The organism is Vibrio wakamikoensis, assembly GCF_050337275.1.
Lineage (GTDB): Bacteria > Pseudomonadota > Gammaproteobacteria > Enterobacterales > Vibrionaceae > Vibrio > Vibrio chaetopteri.
This window is the reverse complement of record NZ_JAKJST010000020.1, coordinates 1-25,528: the sequence shown is the minus strand read 5'-3', so window position 1 is coordinate 25,528 and position 25,528 is coordinate 1. Positions and strand designations below refer to the sequence as shown.

The following is a 25,528-nucleotide window of genomic DNA, read 5'->3' as shown; positions in this document are numbered from 1 at the left end:
CTAAGCGGTCGAATTTATCGGCTGAGTGGCAGAATAAAAGCGTGAAGCGGGTCACTTTCGCTGTTTGAGAGTGGCAAAACTGCGTGAGAACTGGCATTGTTACCGGCAGACATTTATCGATCATAAAGGGAAATCATGAGAGCGCTAATCATCGTTGCGACCAGCTTGCTGGCATTCGGTTGTGCTAAAGGTGTGGACGATCTTGCCCAAGAAGGTAGCTGGGATCAGATCGGCTATCAAGATGGCGTGAGAGGTCAGCTATCTCGCAGTTATTCAGATTTGAATAAGCTCGGTGAAGCGGTGCATACTGAGTATGATGCGGGTTATCAGCGCGGTGTTATCGAATTTTGTGATGCCGACTTTGCATACCAAATTGGTTTGTCAGGACAGTACTATACGGGGGCGTGTGAAGGTCTGCCTGAAGCGCAGCGTTTTCGAATGGAATGGCAACGAGGCTGGACGGATTACTCTCAGCAAAGTGGCTTTTAATAGCGCCGATCGATCGCAGTAAAAAGGGTTAGCTTAGTGCTAACCCTTTTCGTTTTTATGAGCTTTAAGTTTAAGGTCACGTATTAACTAGCGCTTGTCTCGTTATCCACAGCCTTACGAAGAAACCCGTCTTGCTTTGTAAGCTGCTTCTCAGCATTGGCTTTGTCTAATCCCGTTAGAATCATGAGTATCGATAGTTTCACATCATAGTCCGTTTGTTTGAGTGCTGTCGTCGCAGCGTCTTTGTTGCAGTCGGTCGCTTGCATCACAATGCGCGTTGCACGGGCAACCAACTTTGCGTTGGTCGCTTTCACATCTACCATCAGGTTTTGATAGCTCTTGCCTAAGCGGATCATGCTTGCAGTAGTTAGCATGTTCAGAACCAGCTTTTGCGCAGTGCCAGACTTTAAACGTGTCGAGCCGGTCAGTGCTTCTGGTCCCACAACTGGGCTAATGGCAATATTCGCTACATTCGCAATATCAGAAGCGGGATTACATGACAGTGCCACTGACGTCGCGCCAACTTCGTTGGTATATTCAAGAGCACCAATCACATAAGGTGTTCGGCCGCTTGCCGCGATGCCCACCACCACATCTTTGTCGGTAAGCACGATATCTTTTAAGTCTTGCGCACCAAGCACTGGGTCATCTTCTGCCCCTTCTTTGGCTTTAAACATTGCCTCTTTACCGCCTGCTATAATGCCAACTACCATATCAGGGTCGGTCCCAAAGGTTGGCGGGCACTCCGATGCATCCAACACGCCAAGACGACCGCTGGTTCCTGCGCCAACATAGAGTAAGCGCCCCCCCTGTTTGAAGGCTTCTGTGATGGCATCGACGGCCTCGGCTATTTCTGGAATCACTTTTTCGACGGCGAGCGGAACTAGGCTGTCTTGCTGGTTCATACGCATCAGGATGTGCTCAGACGAGAGCAGATCGATATCCATGGTTTCCGGGTTGCGCCCTTCAGAGACGAGTTGGGAAAGCGCATTTAATAAAGCGTCGTTTGTCATAGTGAGTCCTAGTTAGCAGGGTAAAACACACCTAGCGATACGGCTTTGCTGGCGCCGGTCACCGAAGGTAGATTGCTTGGTATTTTATTTATAAAACAGTGTGCCAGCCAAGCGAAGGCCATCGACTCCATGTAGTCACCGCTGATCGCTTCACTATCGGTAGAATCGACATGCCAGTTTGCGAGTAGCTCGCTCATGCGGCTCATGATAATCGGGTTGTTCGCGCCGCCGCCACAGACGAGCAGTTTTGGACAGGCACCAACGCAGTATGGCTTGACTGCTTGGGCGATGGTTCTGGCGGTAAATTCGGTGAGCGTGCGTAATACATCGTGGTTGTTAACGGCGCTATCTAGTTTTGCTAGCTGAGTTTGCAACCACTCACCGTGATAATACTCACGCCCGGTACTTTTTGGTGCGCTGCGCTTGAGGTAAGGGTCGGTGAGCATCTGTGCCAACAAGCTATCGTTAACGTTTCCTTGTTTGGCAAGGTGTGCATCTTGGTCAAAAGCTTGCAAGAACGCGTGGGAACACCAATGATCCAATAGCACATTGCCAGGCCCTGTATCAAATCCTACGACATCACCATTTGGTTGCAGAACGGATACATTGGCAATACCGCCAATATTAAGGATCACTTGAGTCGATTCACTGTCACTAAAAAGGTAGCGATGAAAAGCAGGTACTAAGGGCGCGCCTTGACCACCTAGCGCCATGTCTTTGCGTCTGAAATCACCGACAGTATTAATGCCAGTGAGCGCGGCAACCAGGTTGTTATCGCCCAACTGGGTGGTAAATGGCATTTCGCCGTCTGGCTGGTGAAAGACCGTCTGCCCATGGTTGCCGATTGCGGTGATGTCACCAGCGCTGTAGTTCGATTTAGCCAGTAGTGATTCCACCGCATGCACATAGAGTTTTCCGAGTTTATGGTCGAGTTCACCGACTTGTTTTAGGCTGGTGGTTTGTCCTTGGCATATCGCTAGCACCTCACTTTTAAGGGCGTCGGGATAGCTCAAGAAATCGCTGTCTACGAGACGAATCTGCTTGTCCCTAATCGCAACAATGGCGGTGTCGACACCATCTAGGCTAGTGCCAGACATGATACCGATATACAACGCTTCCTTTGACATCATAAACTTACTCCGTTTTTACGTAGCTTTATTGTAAATCAAAAACAATAGGAATAACCTCTGGGGATGCCCATTTGATAATAAATTTGCAGAGGAGCAACTATGGGACCGCTATGGATTGATGTGGCAGGCTACGAACTGACTGCGGAAGATCGCGAAATTTTAGAGCACCCAACCGTCGGTGGCTTGATTCTGTTTGCTAGAAACTACCATGACTCCGAGCAGCTTATTGAACTCAATCGACAAATCCGTCAAGCGGCGAAGAAGCCTATCGTCATTGGTGTTGATCAAGAGGGTGGGCGAGTACAGCGTTTCCGTGACGGGTTTACTTTGCTGCCGCCTGCGGCGCGTTATGCCAAGCTTAAAGACGAAGCCTTGGCGCATCAAGCGGGTTGGCTGATGGCCGCTGAGCTGATTGCTCATGATATTGATTTAAGCTTTGCGCCAGTCTTAGACCAAGGCGAGCAAAGCAAAGCTATTGGTAATCGCGCCTTTGGGGATAATTTCCAAACTATCGTGCAATACACCACTGCTTTTATGGCGGGTATGAAGTCTGCGGGTATGGCGACAACCGGAAAGCATTTTCCTGGGCACGGCGGCGTGACTGCAGACTCGCATCTTGAAACGCCAGTGGATAATCGAGACTCCATTTTTGAGGACGACATGCGTATCTTCCAAGCGCATATCAAAGCTGGCGTGCTTGATGCGATGATGCCAGCCCATGTGGTGTTCCCGCATTACGATGATAAACCAGCAAGCGGCTCAAGCTACTGGTTAAAAGAGGTACTTCGTAAACAGCTTGGTTTCAACGGTATCGTGTTTTCTGATGACCTCTCTATGGAAGGTGCTGCGATTATGGGCGGCCCTGCGGCGCGCGCCCAGCAAGCACTCGATGCGGGCTGCGATACGCTGTTAATGTGTAATAACCGCAACTCGACAATTGAAGTATTGGATAACTTGCCGATTACCAAAGTGAAGCAGGCAAGTCGCATGCTTAGAAAGAAGAACTTTGACTTAGAAGAGCTTAAGAAAAGTGCTCAGTGGAAAGCGGCGAATAGTAAGGTGTTGTCGGCGCTGGAAGGTTAGAGGGTCGTTTCAGGATTAGAACCCTGCCTGCGCAGGGGTGACGGCTATTTTAGGTAAATGGATCTAAAGAGCATGTCATTCCTGCGTAGGCAGGAATCTACTTGAGGCTTGGTGCGAGAGTTGAGTAGACCCCTGCCTACGCAGGGGTGACGATGCCTTTGGATATTGACTGGGCTCATAGGTAACAGTTCTAACCGGGCACATGGGTAACAAGTGCTAATGTGTAAGCTAGTTGAGAGAATCAGTGAAACCCCAACGTCTCTTTCAACGCCTTCAAATACCGGCGACTCACTGGTATTGGATGGTCACTTTGGGTAATGATTTCCGCCAGCCCGTTCTCCAATAACTTGATCTCTTTAATTGCCTTCACATTGACCAAAAACTGGCGATGACAGCGAATCAGAGATGTCTTGTCTTCAATCACTTTCAGTGTTAATTGCGAGGTGGCTTTCTGGGTCGCCGTTTGTACATGCACGCCAGACAGGTCACTGTAAGCAAACTCCACATCTTTAGTGGCAATAATGACGATACGGTTGTGACCAGAACAGGGAATTTGATCGAGTGTAGGCGGTGCGATGGGATCAAAGCTTTCTGTTTGGGTTGTATCGCGTTTGTTTAGGCGCTTGACGGTTTTAGCTAGGCGGCAAGGGTCGACGGGCTTGAGCAGATAATCGAACGCATTGTCTTCGAAAGCTTGGATTGCGTACTGGTCATACGCGGTGACAAACACGACATTCGGCATAGTATCTGGATCTAACATGCTCAAAAGCTCAATGCCGGTGATCTGTGGCATCTGAATATCGAGGAACACCACATCAGGTTTGTGTTGATTTATTTTCTTCAAACCTTCTATGGCGTTGCTGGCTTGATCGATGATCTCAATTTGATCAAACTCAGATAAAAGCTCAATAAGCTCCTCACGAGCAAATAACTCATCATCAATTACTATTGCGGTTAACCGTGTCATGAGGCGATAGCCGTCCTTTTATCGTCTGAATTTGCGGGCGCTGGAATAATAAAGCTCATCCGTGTGTGCTGGTGTGTTTCAACTTCAATTTTTAGCGCTGAGTCACGTCCAAATTGATTGCGTAGGCGTTTATCTACGATTTGCATCCCCAGACCTTGGTGATCTTGCTCAGGTGGCTGGTAGGTGCCAGCGTTATCTTCTACCGTCAGCCGATAACCTTGCTCACACGGTGCACTGAATATTCGAATTGAACCACCCTCGAGTAGATTAGAGATGCCGTGCTTGATGGCATTCTCAACTAGGGGCTGCAAGGTAAAGCTGGGCACGGTTTGTTCGAGTAGCTCGGGGCTGATATCGATATCCACTTCCAAGCGGTCGGTAAACCTTGCCTTCTCAATCGTGAGGTAAGCATTGACGTGCGCGAGTTCTTCTTTGAGGGTCACCGTTTCGATGTTTTGCTTGAGGTTACTGCGAAAGAACTGCGATAAATGCTGAATTAAACTGCGAGCCTTGTCTGGGTCTCGGCGTGTAATAGCACTAATGGTATTGAGCGCGTTAAACAGAAAGTGCGGATTCACTTGTGCATGCAGCAGTTTAATTTCTGCTTGATTGAGTAGGGTCTGCTTGTGGATGTAGTCACCATGCAGAATTTGGCTGGAAAGAAGCTGAGCAATGCCTTCAGCCATCGACATATTGATGGTTGAAAACAGTTTACGCTTCGGCTCGTACAGCTTTATGGTGCCAATAACCTCGTCTCCGGTACGCAGCGGTATGATCAGGGCCGAACCTAGCTTGCAGTCCTTGGAAATCGAACATTGATATGGGGTTTCTTTACCGTCGAGGTAGATGATGTCGTTGTTGTTCATCGAGTCGAGGGTGCTTTGTGATGAGATTGGGCGGTTCAGTTTATGGTGGTCGGCGCCAATGCCAACAAACGCTAAGATCTTTTCTCTGTCGGTGATGGCAACGGCGCCAACATTGGTCTCTTCGTAAATGATACGCGCAATTTTACTGGCGTTGTCGGAGTTAAAACCGTGCACCAAAATCCCCACTGAGCGCTCAGCAATGTTTAATGCGCGACGTGAAAAGGTTGCTGAGTACTCTTCAAAGATGGTTTTTCGATCTTGCAGTATGCTCATAAATAGCGCGGCGCCTACCGAATTGGCAATAATCATTGGCGCTGCGATATTAGAGACGAGCGTGTAAGCTTGATCGAACGGCTTAGCGACAATCAAAATAATCAACATCTGTACCACTTCGGCGACAAAGGTCACGTAGAACACCACTAATGGATTAAATAGCTGCTCTTTCTTGCCTTTATGAAGGAAGTAAAGGTGCATAATGCCGCCAATTACCCCTTCAGCGGTGGTTGAGATAGCACAAGCGACATCCGTGAAGCCGCCCAACGTGTAGCGGTGCATCCCCCCAGTAAAGCCCACAGCAAAACCGACGACCGGCCCTCCGAATAGGCCGCCCATTACTGCACCAATGGCTCGTGTATTGGCAATCGCATCGTCGATCTGAAGGCCAAAGTAAGTGCCAAGAATACAAAATGAAGAGAACAGCACATAAATGCTGAATTTATGACTCAAGCGATTGGTTACGCTAAACAGTGGCAGAAACAGCGGCGTTTTGCTGAGCATATAAGCTAACATTAGATACACACACATCTGTTGCAGCAGAGAGATAATTAAGTCCATGGATACCACCTCAACCTCGATGGTTTTATTGTAACCCAAGTACGAATAAAGAGGAGGGGAACATCTCTAAGTCTGATAGTAGAGTGAAAGCAGAATAGAGATAAGTTAGTGTACAATTATGTTTACGCTAAGTGTTTTTTAAAGTTTACGCTTGCATGTGTTTTTTATCTATGTATATTACCAATTAAAGCTTAGCCGAACGTGGAAGTGACAAAAGTTCGGTGTAAAAATAAATTTACAGGTGACGAGATGAAAAAGAGCGAACTCAGTAATATTAATATCAGTGACGAACAGGTACTGATTACGCCGGAACAACTAAAACAAAAACTGCCGCTTAGTGAAAAAGCGCGTAAGTTCATCCAAGACTCTCGTGAAACCATCGCTGACATCATCCATAAAAAAGACCATCGCCTATTGGTTGTATGTGGCCCTTGTTCTATACATGATGTGGATGCAGCAAAAGAATATGCTAAGCGCCTAAAAGCACTCTCAGAGCAGTTGAGTGATCAGCTTTACATCGTGATGCGTGTTTACTTTGAAAAGCCTCGTACCACAGTGGGTTGGAAAGGTCTTATCAACGATCCTCAACTTGATGGCACGTTCGACATTGAGCACGGTCTGCATGTAGGTCGTCAGTTGCTGGTGGAACTGGCAGAAATGGAAATCCCTCTGGCAACAGAAGCGCTTGATCCAATCAGCCCACAGTACCTAGCGGATACCTTCTCATGGGCAGCGATTGGTGCACGTACAACAGAATCACAAACTCACCGCGAAATGGCGAGTGGTCTGTCTATGCCTATCGGCTTCAAAAACGGCACCGATGGCAGCCTAGCAACCGCAATTAATGCGATGCAAGCGGCATCTTCAAGCCACCGCTTCATGGGTATTAACCGTGAAGGACAGGTAGCACTATTGACGACCCAAGGTAATGCTAACGGTCACGTAATTTTGCGTGGCGGTAAACAAACTAACTACGATTCAGTGTCTGTGACTGAATGTGAACAGGAGCTTGCCAAATCGAACCTAGACGCATCCCTAATGGTCGATTGTAGCCACGCGAACTCACGTAAAGACTACCGTCGCCAGCCATTGGTTGCTGAAGATGTTATCCATCAAATCCGTGAAGGTAACAAGTCGATTATCGGGCTAATGATTGAAAGTCACCTCAACGAAGGTAACCAGAGTAGCGATATTCCTCTAAGCGAAATGAAATACGGTGTGTCTATCACCGATGCGTGTATCAATTGGGATTCAACTGAGGCACTATTACGTCATGCTCATACTGAGCTTGTCCCATTCTTGGAAAATCGTATTAAGGAATAATGACATCCATGGCTGCTGAACTGAACGCATTGCGTGACCAAATCGATGACGTTGATAAGCAGATGCTTGAGCTTTTGGCAAAGCGTCTATCTCTTGTGGAGCAAGTTGGTGAAGTAAAGAGCCGACATGGCTTACCCATCTATGCCCCTGACAGAGAAGCAGCCATGCTGGCCTCTCGCCGTGAAGAAGCGGCAAAAAAGGGTGTGCCGCCGCAACTTATAGAGGACATCCTACGCCGCACTATGCGAGAGTCTTACGCTAGTGAAAAGGACTCAGGCTTCAAGTGCCTCAACCCAGAATTGCGCTCGGTTGTGATTGTTGGTGGTAAAGGACAGTTGGGTGGCTTGTTTGGTCGTATGTTTACCTTGTCTGGCTATCAAGTAAAAGTACTTGGCAGCCAAGATTGGGATCGCGCCGACGAGATCTTAGACAATGCCGGTCTAGTGGTAGTGACGGTGCCCATTCACCTAACAGAAGGGGTGATTGAGAAGCTTGGTAACCTGCCAGAAGATTGCATTTTGTGTGATTTAACGTCAGTTAAGTCTAAGCCACTCAATGCCATGCTTAACGTGCACCAAGGTCCTGTTGTAGGTCTGCACCCAATGTTTGGTCCAGACGTTCCAAGTCTTGCTAAGCAGGTTATTGTTTACTGTGATGGTAGACAAGACACAGAGTACCAATGGCTGCTTGAGCAGTTTAAAATTTGGGGCGCAAGTCTATGCCAGATCTCTGCTGAGCAGCACGACAAAGGCATGACGCTTATCCAGGCACTACGTCACTTCACCTCGTTCGCATACGGCCGTCACCTAAGCCAGCAGAACCCAGATCTTGATACTTTGGTGAAACTAAGTTCACCTATCTACCGCCTTGAGCTTGCTATGGTCGGCAGACTGTTTGCTCAAGATCCAACGCTTTACGGTGATATTATTATGTCGTCGGATGAAAACATTGAGATGATTAAGTGTTTCCACAAACAGTTCGGCGAAGCGTTAGCGCTGCTCGACAGCAAGGACAAAGCCCAGTTCGTGACAGAGTTTAATGAGGTCAGCGATTGGTTTGGTGATTACTCACAGCAATTTATGTCTGAGAGTCAGAACTTGCTCAAGCAGGCGAATGATGCGATTCATCGTGGCTAGTTGACTAAATATATCGAGTGAATGAGATAGAAAAAACGCAGCGAGTTAGCTGCGTTTTTTTAATTGGTTTGTTCGGTGTCTATCGCGTCGACTTCTTCATTGCCAGCGGTCTTAATCGATGAATCCACATAAGGCGCATTGGTCAGGTTAATCTGAAGCTTAACCACACTACTAACCAACTCAATCAATGGCGCCCATTGTACTTTCTTCTCTTTTTCAAAGACATAATCGAAGTTTTCTGGACTCCAATCGATAAAGTACTGAGGGTTTAAAGTACGACCCAAGAAGCGGATTTCATAGTGAAGGTGTGGGCCTGTCGAGGTGCCACTGTTGCCGCAAGTGGCCAGCACATCGCCTTTACTCACAAACTGACCGCTCTTCGCTTTGAACTTGTGTAGGTGAGCGTAAGAGCTCATAAAACCAAAGGCGTGACGCACGGTGAGATAGTTACCATAACCTTGGCGGCTGGGTCTTACGGTTTCAACGACGCCGTCTGCGGGCGCTAAGATCTGTTCACCAGTTTTACAGGTTAGGTCGATACCGCTATGTACATGACGCTTACCGGTAATAGGGTGTGTACGCCTGCCATAAGAAGAAGAGATGCGCTGATAAGTCATCGGACTATCATTGGGAATGAGTCTGAGCATGGTCGCGCGCACTGCTGAATCAATGGCTGCCGCATCAATGCGCTCTTCTAATGGCATCTCACTGTCATACTGCTCTTCATCAACAAGACCAAGTACCGCTTCCACATCGTTAACACGTTTACCCAGAAGCTGTAATGAATCACGTTTCTCTTCAAGCTCTTGAGAGAGCGCGTGCATTTCATTCACTTGCTGTTCCAGCTTCACCTCGAGCATCGCTTTTTCTTGATTAAGACTCGCTAATGAACCTTCAGTTGAGGTCAGTTCGAGTTGCGATTGTTGATATGAATAGCCAACTAAACCCAAGCCAACAGGAAAAGCCGCAGCAAGTAAGATCGCTGTATAGGTGCGCTTTTTCCCTAGGCGCAGCGTTCTCTTCTTTCCTTGTTGTGTCGGGATAACCACCCGGATCTTATTAGGCATAGTGACAGTTCATAAAAGACAGTGTGTCTATAAAATAAGGTGAATTTTCAGTAAATTTCGCTGATTTATGGTGCAAAATCACAAAAAAAAGAGGGCGCTATTATCGGCGCCCTCTAGGAAAAAAACAAGTTTATCTCAAATATGGGTGATTATTTTGAGATACGCTTGTATTTGATACGGTGTGGTTCAGCGGCTTCAGGGCCAAGTGTCTTCTTCAACCATTCCATGTATTCGGTGTAGTTACCTTCGTAGAAGTTAACCTGACCTTCGTCACGGTAGTCGATGATGTGCGTTGCAATACGGTCTAGGAACCAACGGTCGTGCGAGATAACCATGGCACAGCCAGGGAACTCAAGCAGTGCTTCTTCTAGTGCACGTAGCGTTTCAACATCAAGGTCGTTGGTTGGCTCATCGAGTAGCAGCATGTTACCGCCAGCTTTAAGAAGCTTAGCAAGGTGAACACGGTTACGCTCACCACCAGATAGCTCACCGATGATCTTCTGTTGGTCACTACCTTTGAAGTTAAAGCGCGAACAGTAAGCACGAGCTGGGATCTCAAAGTTGTTGATCTTGATAATGTCAGCGCCTTCAGAGATCTCTTGGAATACAGTGTTACTGTCATTCATTGAGTCACGGAACTGCTCAACAGACGCCAGCTTAACGGTGTCACCTAGATCAATCGTACCTGAATCTGGCTGCTCAGTGCCGCTTAGCATTTTGAATAGCGTTGATTTACCTGCACCGTTGGCGCCGATAATACCCACGATAGCACCCTTAGGAATGCTGAATGATAAATCATCGATAAGTACGCGGCCGTCGAAAGACTTAGTCAGGTTGTTCACTTCAAGAACTTTGTCACCTAGACGCTCACCTGGCGGGATGAACAGCTCGTTAGTCTCGTTACGCTTCTGGTGATCGCCGCTTTGCAGTTCTTCAAAGCGCGCCATACGTGCTTTAGACTTCGCTTGGCGACCTTTAGGGTTTTGACGAACCCACTCAAGTTCTTTCTCGATGGTCTTTTGACGAGCTTTCTCTGATGACGCTTCTTGTTGTAGACGCGCATCTTTTTGCTCAAGCCAAGAGGTGTAGTTACCTTCCCATGGAATACCTTCACCACGGTCAAGTTCTAGAATCCAACCTGCTGCGTTATCTAGGAAGTAACGGTCGTGGGTAATCGCCACAACGGTGCCAGTATAATCAACAAGGAAGCGCTCTAGCCAAGCGACAGATTCAGCATCCAAGTGGTTGGTTGGTTCGTCAAGAAGCAGCATGTCTGGCTTCTCAAGCAGTAGGCGACAGATAGCAACACGGCGACGCTCACCACCAGAAAGGTGTTGGATCTTCGCATCCCACTCAGGAAGACGAAGTGCATCTGCAGCGCGCTCCAGTGCATTTTCTAGGTTGTGGCCTTCTTTCGCTTGAATCAGCGATTCTAGTTCACCTTGTTCTTTTGCTAGCGCATCAAAGTCTGCATCTGGTTCTGCGTAAGCCGCGTAAACTTCATCAAGACGCTTCATAGCGCCAGCAACATCAGAAACGGCTTCTTCTACGATTTCGCGAACCGTTTTTGACTCGTCTAGTACTGGCTCCTGCGGTAGGTAACCTACGTTAAGCCCTGGTTGTGGGCGAGCTTCACCATCAATGTCAGTATCAATACCTGCCATGATGCGTAGCAGTGTCGATTTACCTGCGCCGTTAAGACCAAGTACACCGATTTTCGCGCCTGGGAAGAAGCTTAGAGAAATGTCCTTGAGGATTTGTCGCTTTGGTGGCACCACTTTGCTCACGCGCGACATAGTATAGACGTATTCAGCCATTGCCGATCGTTCCTAATTTTGAAGTCAATAAAGTTTCTATTTTACACCACCGAGCGGAATCCTTTCAATTTTACTTCAGAGATTACTTTGAAGAATGCGTACATCGAATGCGCTACTGGCCCCAGTCGCCGCGTAACAAACAGTCAGAAACAAATTCTTAATGACAAAGCCATTGGAAAGTTGACCTATTTGGTCTTAAATTGAAGTTTGACCATGCACTCAACACTGGCTGACATAGCGGTACAGAAAACAATAACAATACTTCTCTTGGTCAACTGTTACAACATCGAAGGAACGGTTACATGAACTCTAAACAACGATACCGGAAGCCGCTCGTCAGTACCGCTTGCGGAGCTATCGTGACTTTGGCTTTACCAGCGCTAATGAGTAGCGCGATTGCCTCTGAAACTAATGCGTCAGCCTCTGAAAATAAGCTCGAGCGCCAGCGTGCAGCTTACGATATGGCGCAAGAACTGATTGATAGTAGAAACATCAACGGTTATAACAAAATCCGCCCGAAAATTGCGGATTACTCTTTAACACCTTATGTCGATTATCGCGTATTTTCGCTGCAGTTAGCTGACAAATCTGTATCGCAAGTGAACCGTTTTATCGAGAAACATCAGGCTTTTCCTTTTTCATCACGCATTCGAGCCCCCTATGTAGACCAGCTCGCCAGGCAAAAGCGTTGGGACGATTTGCTCTCGTTTCAAACCCGCTACCCAAGTGGTGAACGTTACCAATGTCACTACCACTATGCGCAGTTAAAAACAGGTGATACGGATTCAGCCTATGATGGAGCAAAGACATTGTGGAAAAGTGGTGACAGTGTTGATAGTGCTTGTGATCCTCTATTTGATTCGTGGACCAAAGCGGGGCTGCGCAGCGATGAACTGGTTCTCGAGAGAATGACACTGGCGTTTCAACGTCGCAATGGCTCTTTGATTAACTATCTGAATAAACAGCTCAAAACTTCCAAGGGCAAACAGCAAGGTAAGCAAATTCAAAGTTTGTTTAAATCACCGAAAATGGTGACCAAGTTTGCTTCAAGCAGCTTCCCTGAGCCCAATCGTTCCACTCTCACCGAACTTGCTTTGCAAAAGCTTGCTCGCAGTGACAAAGAGCAAGCTCGCACAGCGCTAGTTTCACTTAATAAAAACAGTCAATTGACCCCAGAGCTCAAACAATCGATGAATGAGTACGTGGCAATGCGGTTTATTACTACTGACTCAGATAGCGAAGCCAAATGGCGCGACAGTATTTTGGCGAAATCTAGCAGCGATGGATATTTAGAACGCCGCGCTCGACTAGCGGTGCAGCAAGCCGATTGGAGGGGGTTGGAGCAATGGATTGGTAAGCTCAGTGACAAAGCTAAGCAGACTAGTCGCTGGCAGTATTGGCTTGCGAGAGCGGAGATCAGTCGTGGCGATAAGGCGCAGGGTGAAAAACGGTTGGAATCAATTGTCGGGCAGCGCAATTTCTATAGTGCGGCGGCTGCAGTACAGCTTAAGCATTCGATTGTCTATCCTATTTCTACCACCACGCTCGATAACGCCGCGATAGCGCCATACCAAACGAGCTTAACACGCATCGAAGAGTTAATTGCGCGCGATAAAATTGCTGCAGCAAAATCTGAGTGGCGCTTTTTGCTGTCTAGAGTATCCACAACAGATAGAGAGATGCTGGCAGCGTATGCAGGCAAAAAGCGTTGGCATCATCTGACGGTGGTCGCAACCATTTCAGCTAAAATGTGGGACAACATGAGTCTTCGCTTTCCACAGGCACATGCATGGTGGTTTAACTTTTATGGCGAGAAGCTTGACCTAGACAAGGATCTTCTTATGTCTTTGGCAAGGCAGGAGAGTGCAATGGATGTGGAGGCTCGTTCATCTGTTGGCGCAAGAGGGGTTATGCAAATTATGCCCGCTACGGCTAAGTACACCGCTAAGAAGCATAAGATTGCCTACAAGCGCACTAGCGAGCTTTATCAGGTCGCAAAAAACATTGAAATCGGTTCGCATTACTTGAATGAATTACTAGGGAACTACGACTATAATCGTATTTTTGCGCTTGCGGCTTACAACGCTGGACCCAACCGCGTTAAGCGCTGGCGTGCGGCATCCGATGGTAATTTAGATGCTATCGCGTTTATAGAAGCGATACCGTTTAGAGAGACTCGTGGCTATGTTCAGAACATTCTGATGTTCCAGGTTTATTACCGTGATCTGATGGGTGTTCAGGGAAGTTTCCTAACCGATGCTGAGGCGAAAAGACGTTACTGATGACCCTGGGCTAGGCATTGGCGCGAGCTTGGGGTTAGAATGGAGTATTGCAAGTATCTAATGGAATGATTCATGGAACCTCAATACCAAGACTGGCAACAAGTTCTCGACCTGATCCAACGCTCACAAAGTACAGAGCAGCAAGCGCAGTTAATGACTCTTTTGTTGACTCCTGACGAACGTGAAGCGGTGACGGCTCGCGTCAACATTTTGTGTGAGCTGTTAAAGGGCGATTTATCTCAGCGTCAAATTAGCCAGATGTTAGGGGTGGGTGTTGCGACAATTACTCGTGGCAGTGCAGAAGTGAAACGTCTTGAGGACGCCGACAGGAACGCGCTTAGCGACTTATTACTTAAATAGCGAGACCTTTGAGTCTCGCTCATTCTTTTTATCGCTAAGCGATAGAAAATAGGCGGTTAGAAATGCTCGGGGTTAACGAAAGGAATTAAAGCCAGTATTAACGCTTGATGATACACCGAGCTTCGAGTGAGCTGGTGCTGTGTGAGCAGCGCAATGGCTCCACCTTTTTGCTTGATGTTGTCGGTACCAAATGTTTTGTCCATCACGTCTCCAAGCTCGACAGTGGGTGACAGCTGCTCGACGACCGCAGGGGGCAACATCAAACTGGCGCTTCGCGATTCACCAATCAAGCCTTGAGATTCAATCACCATCCACGCAAACGTGCAGCCGCCGTCAAGTCCGGCTTCTATCCCTATGTAATAATCGCTACCTTTCTTGACCTGCTTCGCGTTATTGACTCGGTTTACTGCACCGCGGTGTGTTTCTTCGTTATCCATGGGCTGATCTGCTACATCGCTAGGGACGCTGACGCCCTCAAACTCAAAACTTTGGTTCGGAAAAGCCGACTCAAACGCGCTTTTTACAGCATTAATTTTGGCGGGATTAAGAGAGGCAATGACAACCTTTTTCATGACAGACATATCCATGTAGAGAACGTAACAACCTAATTCTAACGTAAATCTTCCTTATTCATGTCATTAAATTTTTCAATATTCGTACTCTGGTAATGAGCTTATTTGAAGTTCAATTAACAACGAATATAATTTTTATAGTATGATGTTCTGTTATTCTAGGTAAGAAGCATCGACAAGAGACAATGGATATGAAATTAAAACAAGTAGTGGTGGCTTTAGGGATTATGACGCTGGCAGGTTGTCAGGCAACGCAGCGTCAAAATGCCACAACCGGTGAATACGAAACGAACTCTGTAACCAAAGGTGCCGTAATTGGTGCCATTGCAGGCACTGCAGTGGGTATCGCCTCCGGTGGCGATAGTAAGGGCATTCTGTTAGGTGCAGCGAGTGGTGCTGCCATTGGTGGTGGCGCGGGCTACTACTTCGATCAACAGGAAAAAGCACTTCGCCAAGAGCTGTTAAATTCTGGTGTGCAAGTTGAACGTACTGGTGACAACCAGCTCGTACTTCGCCTTGAAAACGGTATTGGCTTTGCCAGCAACTCACACGCGTTAGATCGCAATATTCATAAAACGCTGCAAGGCGTGGCGCGTATTTTGGTTGAATACCCAGATACTAGTCTAGTGATTGATGGCTATACCGATAGCACTGGTAGTGCGAGTTACAATCAAGAATTATCTGAGAAGCGCGCTGAACAAGTTCGTGCTTTCCTCGTGAGCCAAAAGGTTGCCCCCGGCCGCGCAGTAGCGCGTGGTATGGGGGAGCGCTTTCCAATCTGTAGCAACTCTACGACGGAAGGACGCCAATGCAATCGACGCGTAGAGATCAAAATCTTGCCTCTTACATAAGCAGCGCTTTCTAAGATGACATAAAAAAAAACCTAGGTCGTGCCTAGGGATTTTTTGTTTTAGTCTTTCTTATCGGTCAGGTCTGGAATGACCGGTTTGACATTGTCGATAGGGTAGCAGCCAAGCACTTTTAAGTGCTTAGTGATCTTCACTAGCTCATCGACCGCGCACTTCATCGCTTCAGAATCCTTATGGCCTTCTACATCGACATAAAACATCTCTTCCCACGGGTTACCAATAATAGGACGCGACTCAAGCTTGGTCATATTGATGCCATAACGCTGCAGCACCAATAGGGTTTCCACCAGTGAGCCAGCTTCCTGTGACGTTGCCATAATGAAAGTGGTTTTCGCCGGAATTTGTGCAGACACTTCGACAGGCTTTCTCGCCACGATAATAAAGCGCGTATGGTTTTCTGTTTGGTTAGCAATATTGCCTTGAATAGATTGCAAGCCATAAAGCTTACCGCTTGCGGCATGACCAATTGCTGCTACGTCATCGCGATTTAACTGTTGTACCTTTTGCATCGCATCAGCAGTGCTCGCACAAGACTCTAATGTCACGTCTTTTAGGCGGCTCAAAAACTCACTACATTGCTGATGCGGCTGTGGGTGTGAATAGAGCGTTTTGATGTTTTCGAGACGAAGCTCTTTGGTTGCAACAAGACAATGTTCAATCGGTTGGGTGATTTCGCCAACGATATGCAGTGTCGTGTGTTGAAGTAAATCAAACACCTCGTTGATCGAACCTGAGCTGGTGTTCTCAATGGGAAGCACACCGTAATCCGCATGACCGGATTCAACGGTTTTGATGACTTCTTTAAACTGATCGCAGTTAAGCTCAACCAATTCGGTGTTCTTGCGCGAGAAGTAGTCACGACTTGCCAAGTGCGAGTATGAGCCTTTGGCGCCTAAGAATGCGACGCGTGCCACTGGCTTTCTGCTCTGGTCTGGGTTGGCGAGATTTTGCAGGTAGACCTGTTGAAGCAACACTGAGTCTTCAATGATAGTGTGAAAAATCTTGGTGATGTATGGCGCATCAAGCTCGTATTTATCTTTACCATTGTTAATCAGCTTGACGAGTAGCTGCTGCTCACGAGCGGCATCACGAACCGGCTTCGAAGTCTGTACCTTACTTTTAGCAACTTCAATACTGAGCTGACGGCGCTCGGATAGCAGTTGCAGCAGGTTGTCATCCAACTCGTTGAGTCGCAGGCGAATGTCGTCAAGAGAATACTTAGTGTCGGTCATCAAATAATCCTTATAAAAAAGCCTCCCAATTGGGAGGCTTTCCGTTCGTTTTTGACTTTTCTTTCGAAAACGAAGAAGCCTCCAAGCCTAGTGGAGAAAAAAGAAGTCAAAAAAGAACAGAATAATTGGGCGCATAAATCGTTGTTTATCAGTTTGTATTGGCTAAGCCCCACAATAAGCAAGGGAGCATGGGGCGTCAAGCAAAAAAATAGCGCCCGTAGGCGCTATATAATGATGACTAAATTGAATTGCTATTCGCTAAGACGACCGAATTATTCGACTTCTTCTACTTCAGCTAGCTCTGGCTTCTCTGTGCGGCGAGCTTCCGGTTTGTGTCTTAGTTTGTTTAGCTGACGTTCTAGCTTCTGTTCAACCTCGTTCACGGCAGCGTATAAATCTTCATGAGTAGCGGAAGCGACAAGTTTGCCTTTGGGTACCGTAATGGCCGCTTCGAATTTCATCTGTTTGTTTGGCTCTTCGTTGAAAGCAGTTTGGCAGCTGATGATGTCGACTTGCCACTTTTCTAACTTCTTAAATTTGCTTTCGATATGCTCACGGATTGCAGAGGTGATCTCAATGTTTTTACCAGTGATGTTTACTCTCATATGTTTTTTCCTCTGTTGCATCCCTCATGGGTTAACTCCAGATTACTCATCCAGACCGAAAAGAACGTGATCTAGATCACTCTTGTGTAATGGTTTTTGATGTCCAAATCTAAATGTGATCTATCGCAAAACTTTGTATCGTTAACAGTAAAAAAGCCTTTTCTTTCCTCCAAAAGTCATTAATTTGGATAGAGTAGCGTTCTGAAAATTCCCCATTTTTGGCGACTTAGTACGACCTAAGAAAAGTTGCTGTCTATTAAATGCTCACTAATGAAATGTGATCTTTGTCACTTAACGGTTTCCTCCTTGTTACTCCCCAATACTCTGTAGAATTCAATGTCTTGATTTTTGGCTTGTTGCTCTTCGCGGATCTCCTGCAATGACTCCAACTGTTTGTAGATAACAAAGTACCGGTTGATGTTGGCCACATAGGTGACAGGCTCTGAGCTGATGTTGCGTCGCGCCATAAGTTCGACGTTGCCAAACCATTTATTGGGATCGTAACCGTGCTTTTCGGCTAAGCGTCTCATGCGTGATATGTTGCCGGGGCCAGCGTTATAAGCAGCCAGCGATAGATAGACTTTGTCATCTTCGCTAATGGCATCATCACTGAAATAGCGATCGCGAATAAAGCGTAAATATTTCACCCCAGCATGTACGTTGTTGTCGATGTTGTTGATGTTCTTTATGTTGACGTTCTGATCTCGTGCTGTGCTCGGCAGCACCTGCATAATACCGACAGCACCTTTTGGAGACACCTTGTTTTGATTAAGTTTTGACTCTTGAAATGCTTGTGCTGCAATCATTAGGAAGTCAAAGTCGTATTGGTCTGCGTACTTTTTAAATAGTGAAACCAGCTTCTCTAATTGATCAATGTTTTTGGGATCAAGCGCTTTGGCAAACCATGACGTGTTCTCCAGATACTTGTTATAGATAACATTACCTAGCAGCGTCCCCTCCTTAGCTGTTTTGATGTAAGCATTAACTTGCTCTGCAAGCTTCGGGCTACCTTTGCGCATCGCCCAAGCTATCTGTCCGCCGCTGCGCAGGGGAATGCCGCTGTGAATGTTCAAATCATCAAAGGTTTTGTTCCAGAAGTAAGCTTTGTGGCTATCAAGAACAGTAGCGCTGACTAAGCCTTGTTTGACCATCTCAACCAGTTCGTAATCTTGTAATGTTTCTTCTAAGTACTGAACCAATACAGGCGGGCGTCCGTCTCCGGTGAGTGTTTTATTGAGTTCTTGCAGACTCTCAAAATAGCTTGAACTGGCACGTACCCAGACTTCTTTGCCACTTAAGTCTTCGGGGCTTAAAAGAGTAGGGTAGTCGTCGCTGGTGATGATGAGCTCATCGATATTGTCGAGTATGGGGCGACTGAATTCGATTACGGCTTCACGGGCTGGGGTTACGGTAAGATTGGCAACAATCAGGTCGCCGTAACCATTGACCAGTGCAGGGATAAGATCGTCGCGCGGTACGGGTATGACTTGTACTTTGAGTTTGGGGAATCTTTTCTTTAGGTAATTTTCAAAGTGATAGAGCTGCTCGGCACCGATGCCTCTTGGTTGCCCTTTTTCGATGTAGTAAAAACCGAGATCGGCAGACACCAATACACGTAGTACTCGCTTTTCTGTGAACGTGTCTAAGTCCCCTGTATAAGGGGTGTTGCTTAATGGGCTTAGTTCTAGTGCTCGCAGTGGTAGCGAGAAGACAACGAAAACAAAAAACAGTAATAGTGCTTTCACTTCTATTCCTTTTTCACTACATATCTAATGATAACTATATAAATGAAAACGGATTTTCGCCAACTTAGACACAAAAAAAGCGCTGATAAGACAGCGCTTTTTTAAAGGTATAATCTATTATTGCGGGTTGAGTTCTATGAGCTTTTCAGTGCGCTCAACTTGCTCTTTCATGCCTAGCTTTTCGTAGGCTTGCTTTTGAATGCTGAGTGACTTACGCGCAGCTTCAGTATCTGGGTAGGTCTTTTGAAGCTCTTGTGTGCGGTTAATGGCAGCAATCCAGGCTTCACGTCGCAGGTAAAAATCTGCCGTTGCCAAATCGTAATTCGCGAGGCGATTCTTCAGTGCTACCATGCGCTTTGCAGCATCTTCGGCATAGGCACTGTTCGGATAGCGCTTCAGCAAGCGGTCGAAATCTGCGAACGCGGCTTTTACTGGCTCAGGGTCTCGGTCAGAACGGTCGATACGGAAGATATCGTGCATAAAGTTACGATCTTGCGCCATATGGCTTAGACCGCGCATATACAGAACCCAATCCGAACGCTCATGCGTAGGATTAAGGCGAGAAAAACGTTCGATGGTCGCAAGCGCTAATGGCAGGTCATCGTTCTTATAGTAGGCATAGATGAGATCAAGTTGCACCTGCTCAGTGTAAGCACCAAATGGGTAACGAGAGTCTAGTGCTTCAAGGCGCTCAATGGCCGACGTCCAGTTACCACTTTGCAGTGACTCTTGGGCTTCTGAATACAACTGAGACGGCGGGACATCTGGGACGGTGACTTCTTTGTCAGCACAACCAAACAACAAAGCTATAGAAAGCAAGCCTGTTAGTTTAAGTAGTTTCATACGAGAACGAGTTTCCTTGACGTAAATATTTTTCCGCTTCCATTACTTTTCTTGTCAGTAACAGATACAATGATGAGCTATATTATCCACACTCGTGGTATTAGTCCCAAGGTTTTTTAAAAAGTTCGATATGGCTCAGCAGATTGAATTAACAAATACAGTAAAAGACAGCCAGTTAGGTCAACGTTTAGACCAAGCTGTAGCTGAACTCTTCGCAGATTTTTCTCGCTCGCGCCTGAAAGAATGGCTACTTGACGGAAAAATTGCGGTTAACGGTGAAGTGGTTACCAAGCCTCGCACTAAGGTGATGGGCGGTGAACTGATTACCGTTCAAGCTGAACTAGAAGATGAAGAACGCTTCGAAGCGCAAGATATTCCTCTAAACATCGTTTACGAGGATGATGACATCATTGTTATCAATAAGCCAAGAGATTTCGTTGTCCATCCTGGAGCAGGGACACCAGATGGCACGGTTCTGAATGCGCTTTTGCATCATTACCCAGCTATCGCGGAAGTACCTCGTGCAGGTATCGTTCATCGTCTCGATAAAGACACCACAGGTTTGATGGTAGTGGCGAAGACGGTTCCATCGCAAACGCGTTTGGTTCGTGCTCTGCAAAAACGTAATATTACTCGTGAGTACGAAGCGATTGCGATCGGCAAAATGACCGCGGGTGGTATGGTGGATAAGCCAATTGGTCGCCATTCTACGAAACGTACGTTGATGGCGGTGAATGAGCTCGGTAAACCAGCGGTGACTCACTACCGTGTTGCAGAACACTTCCGTGAGCATACCCGTATTAGATTGCGTCTAGAGACGGGTCGTACCCACCAGATCCGTGTACACATGTCTTATCTACAGCATCCACTTTTAGGTGATACCGCTTACGGTGGTCGCGCACGCATCCCGCGCGGTGCAAGTGAAGAGCTAACGGATATGATCCGTAGTTTCGATCGTCAAGCGCTGCACGCGGTAATGTTGAGGTTTGCTCACCCAGTGACTGGCGAAGAGATGGAGTTCCATGCACCAGTGCCTGACGATATGGTGGCAATGGCAGAAGCGCTTCGCGAAGACACTAAGCTAAATAAAGAAGAAGACTATTAATGTCGACTCTTAAGCCAAATTGGCACACCGCACCGAATGTGAGTGCGGTGACTTCAACTCGAGAAGGCGGTGTATCAAAAGCGCCGTTTTCTGGGTTGAATCTAGGGATGCATGTCAGTGATAACCCTGCGGATGTTGAAGCGAATAGAGCTCAACTAGCTGCGTTAGCGAACATGCCAACCGCGCCAGTTTGGCTTAATCAAACCCACTCTACTGTGGTTGCCAATATTGCGACTCCCACTGATGTCGTTATCGATGCCGATGCGAGTTTTACGACTCAGCCAGGTGTCGTGCTCAGTGCAATGACCGCGGACTGTTTGCCGATTTTTCTAGCGGCTAAAGACGGCACTGCCGTTGCTGCTGTTCATGCCGGCTGGCGCGGCCTTGCTGATGGTATTGTTGAAAATGCAGTGTCTCTTTTCGAGACTGAGCTGCAAGCTTGGATTGGCCCTGCCATTGGCTTTGATAGTTTTGAGGTCGGTGAGGATGTTCGTGAGGCATTTTGTGCAAGTCATTCTGAATACGCTATTGCATTCAAACCCCACTCGTCATCAGGTAAGTGGCTGGCGGATCTAGCATCGATTGCTGAGATGAAGCTCAAGTCACTTGGAGTCAATTCAGTTACTCAGAGCGGGCTATGTACCTTCAAGGATCCTACTCGCTTTTATTCTTATCGACGCGATGGGCAAACTGGCCGTATGGCGAGCTTTATTTGGATCAACGCCTGATTTTCTATTTCCACTCTTGAAATCCTCAATGTGAGTAACCATCTTATTTGCATATCAAGCCGTATGTAATTAAAGGGGGTTGCTGTGCGCTTAGATCGATTTACTAGCAAATTCCAAGTCGCTATTTCTGATGCTCAGTCTCTAGCTCTAGGGCGAGACCATCAATATATTGAACCTGTCCATCTCATGGTTGCTTTGTTTAACCAAGAGGGAAGTTCTATTCGTCCATTGCTGACAATGTTGAACGTCGATGTGGTTCATTTACGTTCAAAACTGGCCGAGCTATTGGATAAGCTTCCAAAAGTGACAGGCGTAGGTGGTGACGTTCAGCTATCTAGTTCAATGGGTCAGCTCTTCAACCTATGTGATAAGGTGGCTCAAAAACGCCAAGATTCGTATATCTCATCTGAGATTTTCTTGCTTGCGGCTATCGAAGACAAAGGCGCATTAGGACAACTGCTTAAAGAGCAAGGTCTTACGGAAGCGAAAATCAACCAAGCCATTGAGCAGATTCGTGGCGGTCAAAAGGTTGATGACCCAAACGCAGAAGAAAAACGCCAAGCGCTAGAAAAGTTCACTATTGATCTTACCGAACGTGCTGAGCAGGGCAAACTTGATCCGGTGATTGGTCGTGACGATGAGATCCGACGAACGATTCAAGTATTGCAGCGCCGTACCAAAAATAACCCGGTCATTATTGGTGAGCCTGGTGTGGGTAAAACCGCCATTGTTGAAGGGTTAGCTCAGCGCATTATCAATAATGAAGTACCGGAAGGCTTACGTGGTCGCCGAGTTCTTTCCCTTGATATGGGCTCTTTGGTGGCTGGCGCTAAATATCGTGGTGAATTTGAAGAACGTTTGAAATCGGTACTCAATGAGCTTGCCAAGGAAGAAGGCAACATCATTCTATTTATCGATGAACTGCACACCATGGTTGGGGCGGGTAAAGGCGAAGGTTCAATGGATGCTGGCAATATGCTCAAACCAGCGCTTGCCCGAGGTGATCTGCATTGTGTTGGCGCGACTACTCTAGACGAATACCGTCAATATATAGAGAAAGATGCTGCACTTGAGAGACGATTCCAAAAAGTGCTGGTAGATGAGCCAAGTGTTGAAGACACGGTGGCGATTCTTCGTGGATTGAAAGAACGTTACGAATTGCATCATCACGTGGAAATCACGGACCCAGCGATTGTTGCGGCGGCCAGTCTTTCCCATCGTTACGTAACCGATAGACAGCTACCTGATAAGGCGATTGATCTTATTGACGAAGCCGCTTCAAGCATTCGTCTGCAAATTGATTCTAAGCCAGAGTCATTAGATAAGCTTGAGCGTAAAATCATCCAGCTTAAAATAGAGCAGCAAGCACTGAAAAACGAGTCGGATGATGCAAGTAGTAAGCGTCTCTCTGCCTTAAATGAAGAGCTGCACACTAAAGAGCGTGACTATGCTGAGCTTGAAGAAGTATGGAATGCAGAAAAAGCGGCGCTTTCGGGTACGCAACATATTAAAGCTGAGTTAGAACAAGCAAGATTGGATATGGATGTGGCAAGACGTGCTGGTGATCTAAACCGTATGTCTGAGCTTCAATATGGGCGTATCCCAGAGCTAGAGAAACAACTAGACCTAGCGACGCAAGCTGAGATGCAAGAGATGAGCCTGCTTCGTAACAAAGTGACAGACGCTGAAATTGCAGAAGTATTGTCGAAGCAAACCGGTATTCCTGTATCTAAGATGCTAGAAGCAGAAAAAGACAAACTGCTTCGTATGGAAGAGGTTCTACATAAACGCGTCATTGGTCAAGCGGAAGCGGTGGAAGTGGTTTCCGATGCGATTCGTCGTAGTCGTGCAGGCCTTGCCGACCCGAATAAGCCTATTGGTTCGTTCTTATTCTTAGGTCCGACAGGTGTGGGTAAAACTGAGCTGTGTAAAACGCTCGCCAACTTTATGTTCGACAGTGAAGATGCCATGGTGCGTATCGACATGTCTGAGTTCATGGAGAAACATTCGGTGGCGCGCCTAGTCGGTGCTCCTCCTGGTTATGTTGGCTATGAAGAAGGTGGCTATTTAACGGAAGCGGTGAGACGTAAGCCATATTCGGTGATCTTACTTGATGAGGTAGAAAAAGCGCATCCAGATGTCTTTAATATTCTTCTACAAGTATTAGATGATGGTCGCCTTACCGATGGACAAGGTCGCACGGTGGATTTCAGAAACACTGTCGTCATCATGACGTCGAACTTAGGGTCGTCGAGAATCCAAGAGAATTTCCAAGTTCTCGATTATGAAGGCATTAAGCGAGAAGTGATGGATGTAGTGACGTCTCACTTTAGACCTGAGTTCTTAAACCGTGTGGATGAAAGTGTGGTATTCCACCCACTAGGTCAGCAACACATTAAGTCGATTGCTAGCATTCAGCTTGAGCGTTTAGGTAAGCGCATGGAAGACAGTGGCTACTCGTTAGTCGTGGCAGATACAGCTCTCGATTACATTGCGAAAGTGGGCTATGACCCGGTATACGGAGCTAGACCTCTAAAACGAGCGATTCAGCAAAGTATAGAGAACCCACTCGCTAAAGAGATACTAGCAGGTAAGGTGGATCCCACTAAACCGGTCAAACTTATCGTCAATAACGACAAAATTGCGGTTGGCCAATAGCTATTACTAGCGTTTTGGCAAATAAAAGGGGAGGTCACTCCCCTTTTTTGTGTCTTTTTTGGGCGTTCTGATTCATTTGTGTGCGAATGGAAAGAAAAAGCGAATTTAGTGCAAATTAGCGCTTGCCAAGTGAATGGCGATCTCTATAATGCCACCTCGCTGACACGGGAACGGAGAGAGAAATCTCCAACGAGTCAGAAGGTCAAAAGCTTCTGAGGAAGCCAAGCAAAATAAGTTGAAAAAAGTGGTTGACACTAAAGCTTATCTCGCTAAAATGGCCGTCCGTTTTGAAGCAAGCTTCGAAACAAGCTCTTTAACAATATAAACCTATCAATCTGTGTGGGCACTCGTTGATGATAATCAAATTAGATACCTCGGTATCAAATTAGGTTTTCAATGAACTGAGTGACCAATCGAGATTACTTTCTTGTAAAAGAACTTAGTCTTGGCACAGTCAATTCATTATCGTTCTGTTGGAACGGTAATAGCTTTAAAATTACTTCTTACTTTTGAGTAAGGATGAGTTTTGAAGTCAGTATTCATTGAGCCGACAAAATCTTAAATTGAAGAGTTTGATCATGGCTCAGATTGAACGCTGGCGGCAGGCCTAACACATGCAAGTCGAGCGGAAACGAGTTAACTGACCCTTCGGGTGACGTTAACGGCGTCGAGCGGCGGACGGGTGAGTAATGCCTGGGAATATGCCTTGATGTGGGGGATAACCATTGGAAACGATGGCTAATACCGCATAATGCCTTCGGGCCAAAGAGGGGGATCTTCGGACCTCTCGCGTCAAGATTAGCC

The 25,528-nt window shown here is 46.8% G+C and carries 21 protein-coding genes, 1 rRNA gene and 1 other annotated feature; of the genes, 11 read left to right on the top strand and 11 right to left on the bottom strand.

All coding sequences use genetic code 11. From position 1 onward, the window contains the following. Window positions 1–135 precede the first annotated feature (135 nt). The gene (locus tag L4C42_RS11525; RefSeq protein WP_353497889.1) at window positions 136–489 is read left to right on the top strand and encodes a DUF2799 domain-containing protein; all 354 of its coding nucleotides are present in this window, start codon (window positions 136–138) and stop codon (window positions 487–489) included. Between the two features lie 83 nt (window positions 490–572). Here the strand turns inward: L4C42_RS11525 and murQ are convergent, their stop codons facing one another. Next, window positions 573–1,502 carry an N-acetylmuramic acid 6-phosphate etherase gene (gene murQ / locus L4C42_RS11520; RefSeq protein WP_353497890.1) on the bottom strand — a complete coding sequence of 310 codons (930 nt, stop codon included), beginning with the start codon at window positions 1,500–1,502 and terminating at the stop codon, window positions 573–575. Window positions 1,503–1,510: 8 nt separating this feature from the next. Continuing rightward, window positions 1,511–2,629: an anhydro-N-acetylmuramic acid kinase gene (locus L4C42_RS11515; protein WP_353498657.1), complete on the bottom strand. Its 1,119-nt coding sequence runs from the start codon at window positions 2,627–2,629 to the stop codon at window positions 1,511–1,513. Window positions 2,630–2,731: 102 nt separating this feature from the next. On the opposite strand from L4C42_RS11515, the gene nagZ reads away from it, so the two are divergent. After that, window positions 2,732–3,715 (top strand): beta-N-acetylhexosaminidase, encoded by a 984-nt coding sequence (nagZ, locus tag L4C42_RS11510; RefSeq protein WP_353497891.1) that lies wholly within the window; start codon window positions 2,732–2,734, stop codon window positions 3,713–3,715. Between the two features lie 241 nt (window positions 3,716–3,956). Here the strand turns inward: nagZ and btsR are convergent, their stop codons facing one another. Together btsR and L4C42_RS11500 are read right to left on the bottom strand one after the other, a co-directional pair. Then, window positions 3,957–4,682: a two-component system response regulator BtsR gene (btsR, locus tag L4C42_RS11505; protein ID WP_353497892.1), complete on the bottom strand. Its 726-nt coding sequence runs from the start codon at window positions 4,680–4,682 to the stop codon at window positions 3,957–3,959. Continuing rightward, complete coding sequence (locus tag L4C42_RS11500) at window positions 4,679–6,382, bottom strand: LytS/YhcK type 5TM receptor domain-containing protein (RefSeq protein ID WP_353497893.1); 1,704 nt, start codon at window positions 6,380–6,382, stop codon at window positions 4,679–4,681. Before L4C42_RS11500 ends, btsR begins: the two co-directional genes overlap by 4 nt. Before the next feature lie 249 nt (window positions 6,383–6,631). On the opposite strand from L4C42_RS11500, the gene L4C42_RS11495 reads away from it, so the two are divergent. Together L4C42_RS11495 and tyrA are read left to right on the top strand one after the other, a co-directional pair. Next, entirely contained in the window at window positions 6,632–7,705 is a 1,074-nt protein-coding gene (locus L4C42_RS11495; RefSeq protein ID WP_353497894.1) for a 3-deoxy-7-phosphoheptulonate synthase, read from the top strand. An 8-nt stretch (window positions 7,706–7,713) separates the two neighbouring features. After that, on the top strand, window positions 7,714–8,841 hold the full coding sequence (gene tyrA, locus L4C42_RS11490) for a bifunctional chorismate mutase/prephenate dehydrogenase (protein WP_353497895.1): 1,128 nt from the start codon (window positions 7,714–7,716) through the stop codon (window positions 8,839–8,841). 59 nt (window positions 8,842–8,900) lie between these two features. Here tyrA and L4C42_RS11485 read toward each other — a convergent pair whose 3' ends face one another. Together L4C42_RS11485 and ettA are read right to left on the bottom strand one after the other, a co-directional pair. Then, window positions 8,901–9,908, bottom strand: coding sequence for a M23 family metallopeptidase (locus L4C42_RS11485; RefSeq protein WP_353497896.1), 1,008 nt, complete (start codon window positions 9,906–9,908; stop codon window positions 8,901–8,903). 149 nt (window positions 9,909–10,057) lie between these two features. After that, window positions 10,058–11,725 (bottom strand): energy-dependent translational throttle protein EttA, encoded by a 1,668-nt coding sequence (gene ettA / locus L4C42_RS11480; protein ID WP_353497897.1) that lies wholly within the window; start codon window positions 11,723–11,725, stop codon window positions 10,058–10,060. A gap of 302 nt (window positions 11,726–12,027) precedes the next feature. Here ettA and sltY point away from each other — a divergent pair, with 302 nt between their 5' ends. Next, window positions 12,028–14,007 carry a murein transglycosylase gene (gene sltY / locus L4C42_RS11475; protein WP_418641737.1) on the top strand — a complete coding sequence of 660 codons (1,980 nt, stop codon included), beginning with the start codon at window positions 12,028–12,030 and terminating at the stop codon, window positions 14,005–14,007. 72 nt (window positions 14,008–14,079) lie between these two features. After that, window positions 14,080–14,367, top strand: coding sequence for a trp operon repressor (gene trpR / locus L4C42_RS11470; RefSeq protein ID WP_353497899.1), 288 nt, complete (start codon window positions 14,080–14,082; stop codon window positions 14,365–14,367). Window positions 14,368–14,423: 56 nt separating this feature from the next. Here trpR and yjjX read toward each other — a convergent pair whose 3' ends face one another. Further along, complete coding sequence (gene yjjX, locus L4C42_RS11465) at window positions 14,424–14,939, bottom strand: inosine/xanthosine triphosphatase (RefSeq protein WP_353497900.1); 516 nt, start codon at window positions 14,937–14,939, stop codon at window positions 14,424–14,426. A 191-nt stretch (window positions 14,940–15,130) separates the two neighbouring features. Between yjjX and L4C42_RS11460 the strand changes: the two genes are divergently transcribed. Next, window positions 15,131–15,790 (top strand): YiaD family glycine zipper/OmpA-like lipoprotein, encoded by a 660-nt coding sequence (locus L4C42_RS11460; protein ID WP_353497901.1) that lies wholly within the window; start codon window positions 15,131–15,133, stop codon window positions 15,788–15,790. 59 nt (window positions 15,791–15,849) lie between these two features. Here the strand turns inward: L4C42_RS11460 and pheA are convergent, their stop codons facing one another. The 4 genes from pheA to bamD form a co-directional block, all read right to left on the bottom strand. Continuing rightward, entirely contained in the window at window positions 15,850–17,040 is a 1,191-nt protein-coding gene (gene pheA / locus L4C42_RS11455; RefSeq protein WP_353497902.1) for a prephenate dehydratase, read from the bottom strand. Between the two features lie 11 nt (window positions 17,041–17,051). Further along, window positions 17,052–17,173: a sequence feature (Phe leader region), on the bottom strand. 139 nt (window positions 17,174–17,312) lie between these two features. Further along, window positions 17,313–17,645 (bottom strand): ribosome hibernation-promoting factor, HPF/YfiA family, encoded by a 333-nt coding sequence (hpf, locus tag L4C42_RS11450; protein WP_112459827.1) that lies wholly within the window; start codon window positions 17,643–17,645, stop codon window positions 17,313–17,315. Window positions 17,646–17,932: 287 nt separating this feature from the next. After that, window positions 17,933–19,396 carry an MltF family protein gene (locus tag L4C42_RS11445; RefSeq protein ID WP_353498658.1) on the bottom strand — a complete coding sequence of 488 codons (1,464 nt, stop codon included), beginning with the start codon at window positions 19,394–19,396 and terminating at the stop codon, window positions 17,933–17,935. Window positions 19,397–19,507: 111 nt separating this feature from the next. Beyond that, window positions 19,508–20,233 (bottom strand): outer membrane protein assembly factor BamD, encoded by a 726-nt coding sequence (bamD, locus tag L4C42_RS11440; RefSeq protein WP_353497903.1) that lies wholly within the window; start codon window positions 20,231–20,233, stop codon window positions 19,508–19,510. Window positions 20,234–20,363: 130 nt separating this feature from the next. Here bamD and rluD point away from each other — a divergent pair, with 130 nt between their 5' ends. The 4 genes from rluD to L4C42_RS11420 all read left to right on the top strand — a co-directional run. Further along, a complete protein-coding gene (gene rluD, locus L4C42_RS11435) occupies window positions 20,364–21,338 on the top strand; it encodes a 23S rRNA pseudouridine(1911/1915/1917) synthase RluD (RefSeq protein WP_353497904.1) in 975 nt (324 codons plus the stop codon). Beyond that, a complete protein-coding gene (gene pgeF / locus L4C42_RS11430) occupies window positions 21,338–22,066 on the top strand; it encodes a peptidoglycan editing factor PgeF (RefSeq protein ID WP_429760581.1) in 729 nt (242 codons plus the stop codon). Before rluD ends, pgeF begins: the two co-directional genes overlap by 1 nt. 84 nt (window positions 22,067–22,150) lie before the next feature. After that, on the top strand, window positions 22,151–24,724 hold the full coding sequence (gene clpB, locus L4C42_RS11425; protein WP_353497906.1) for an ATP-dependent chaperone ClpB: 2,574 nt from the start codon (window positions 22,151–22,153) through the stop codon (window positions 24,722–24,724). A gap of 560 nt (window positions 24,725–25,284) precedes the next feature. Beyond that, a 16S ribosomal RNA gene (locus L4C42_RS11420) occupies window positions 25,285–25,528 on the top strand; the annotation flags it as partial.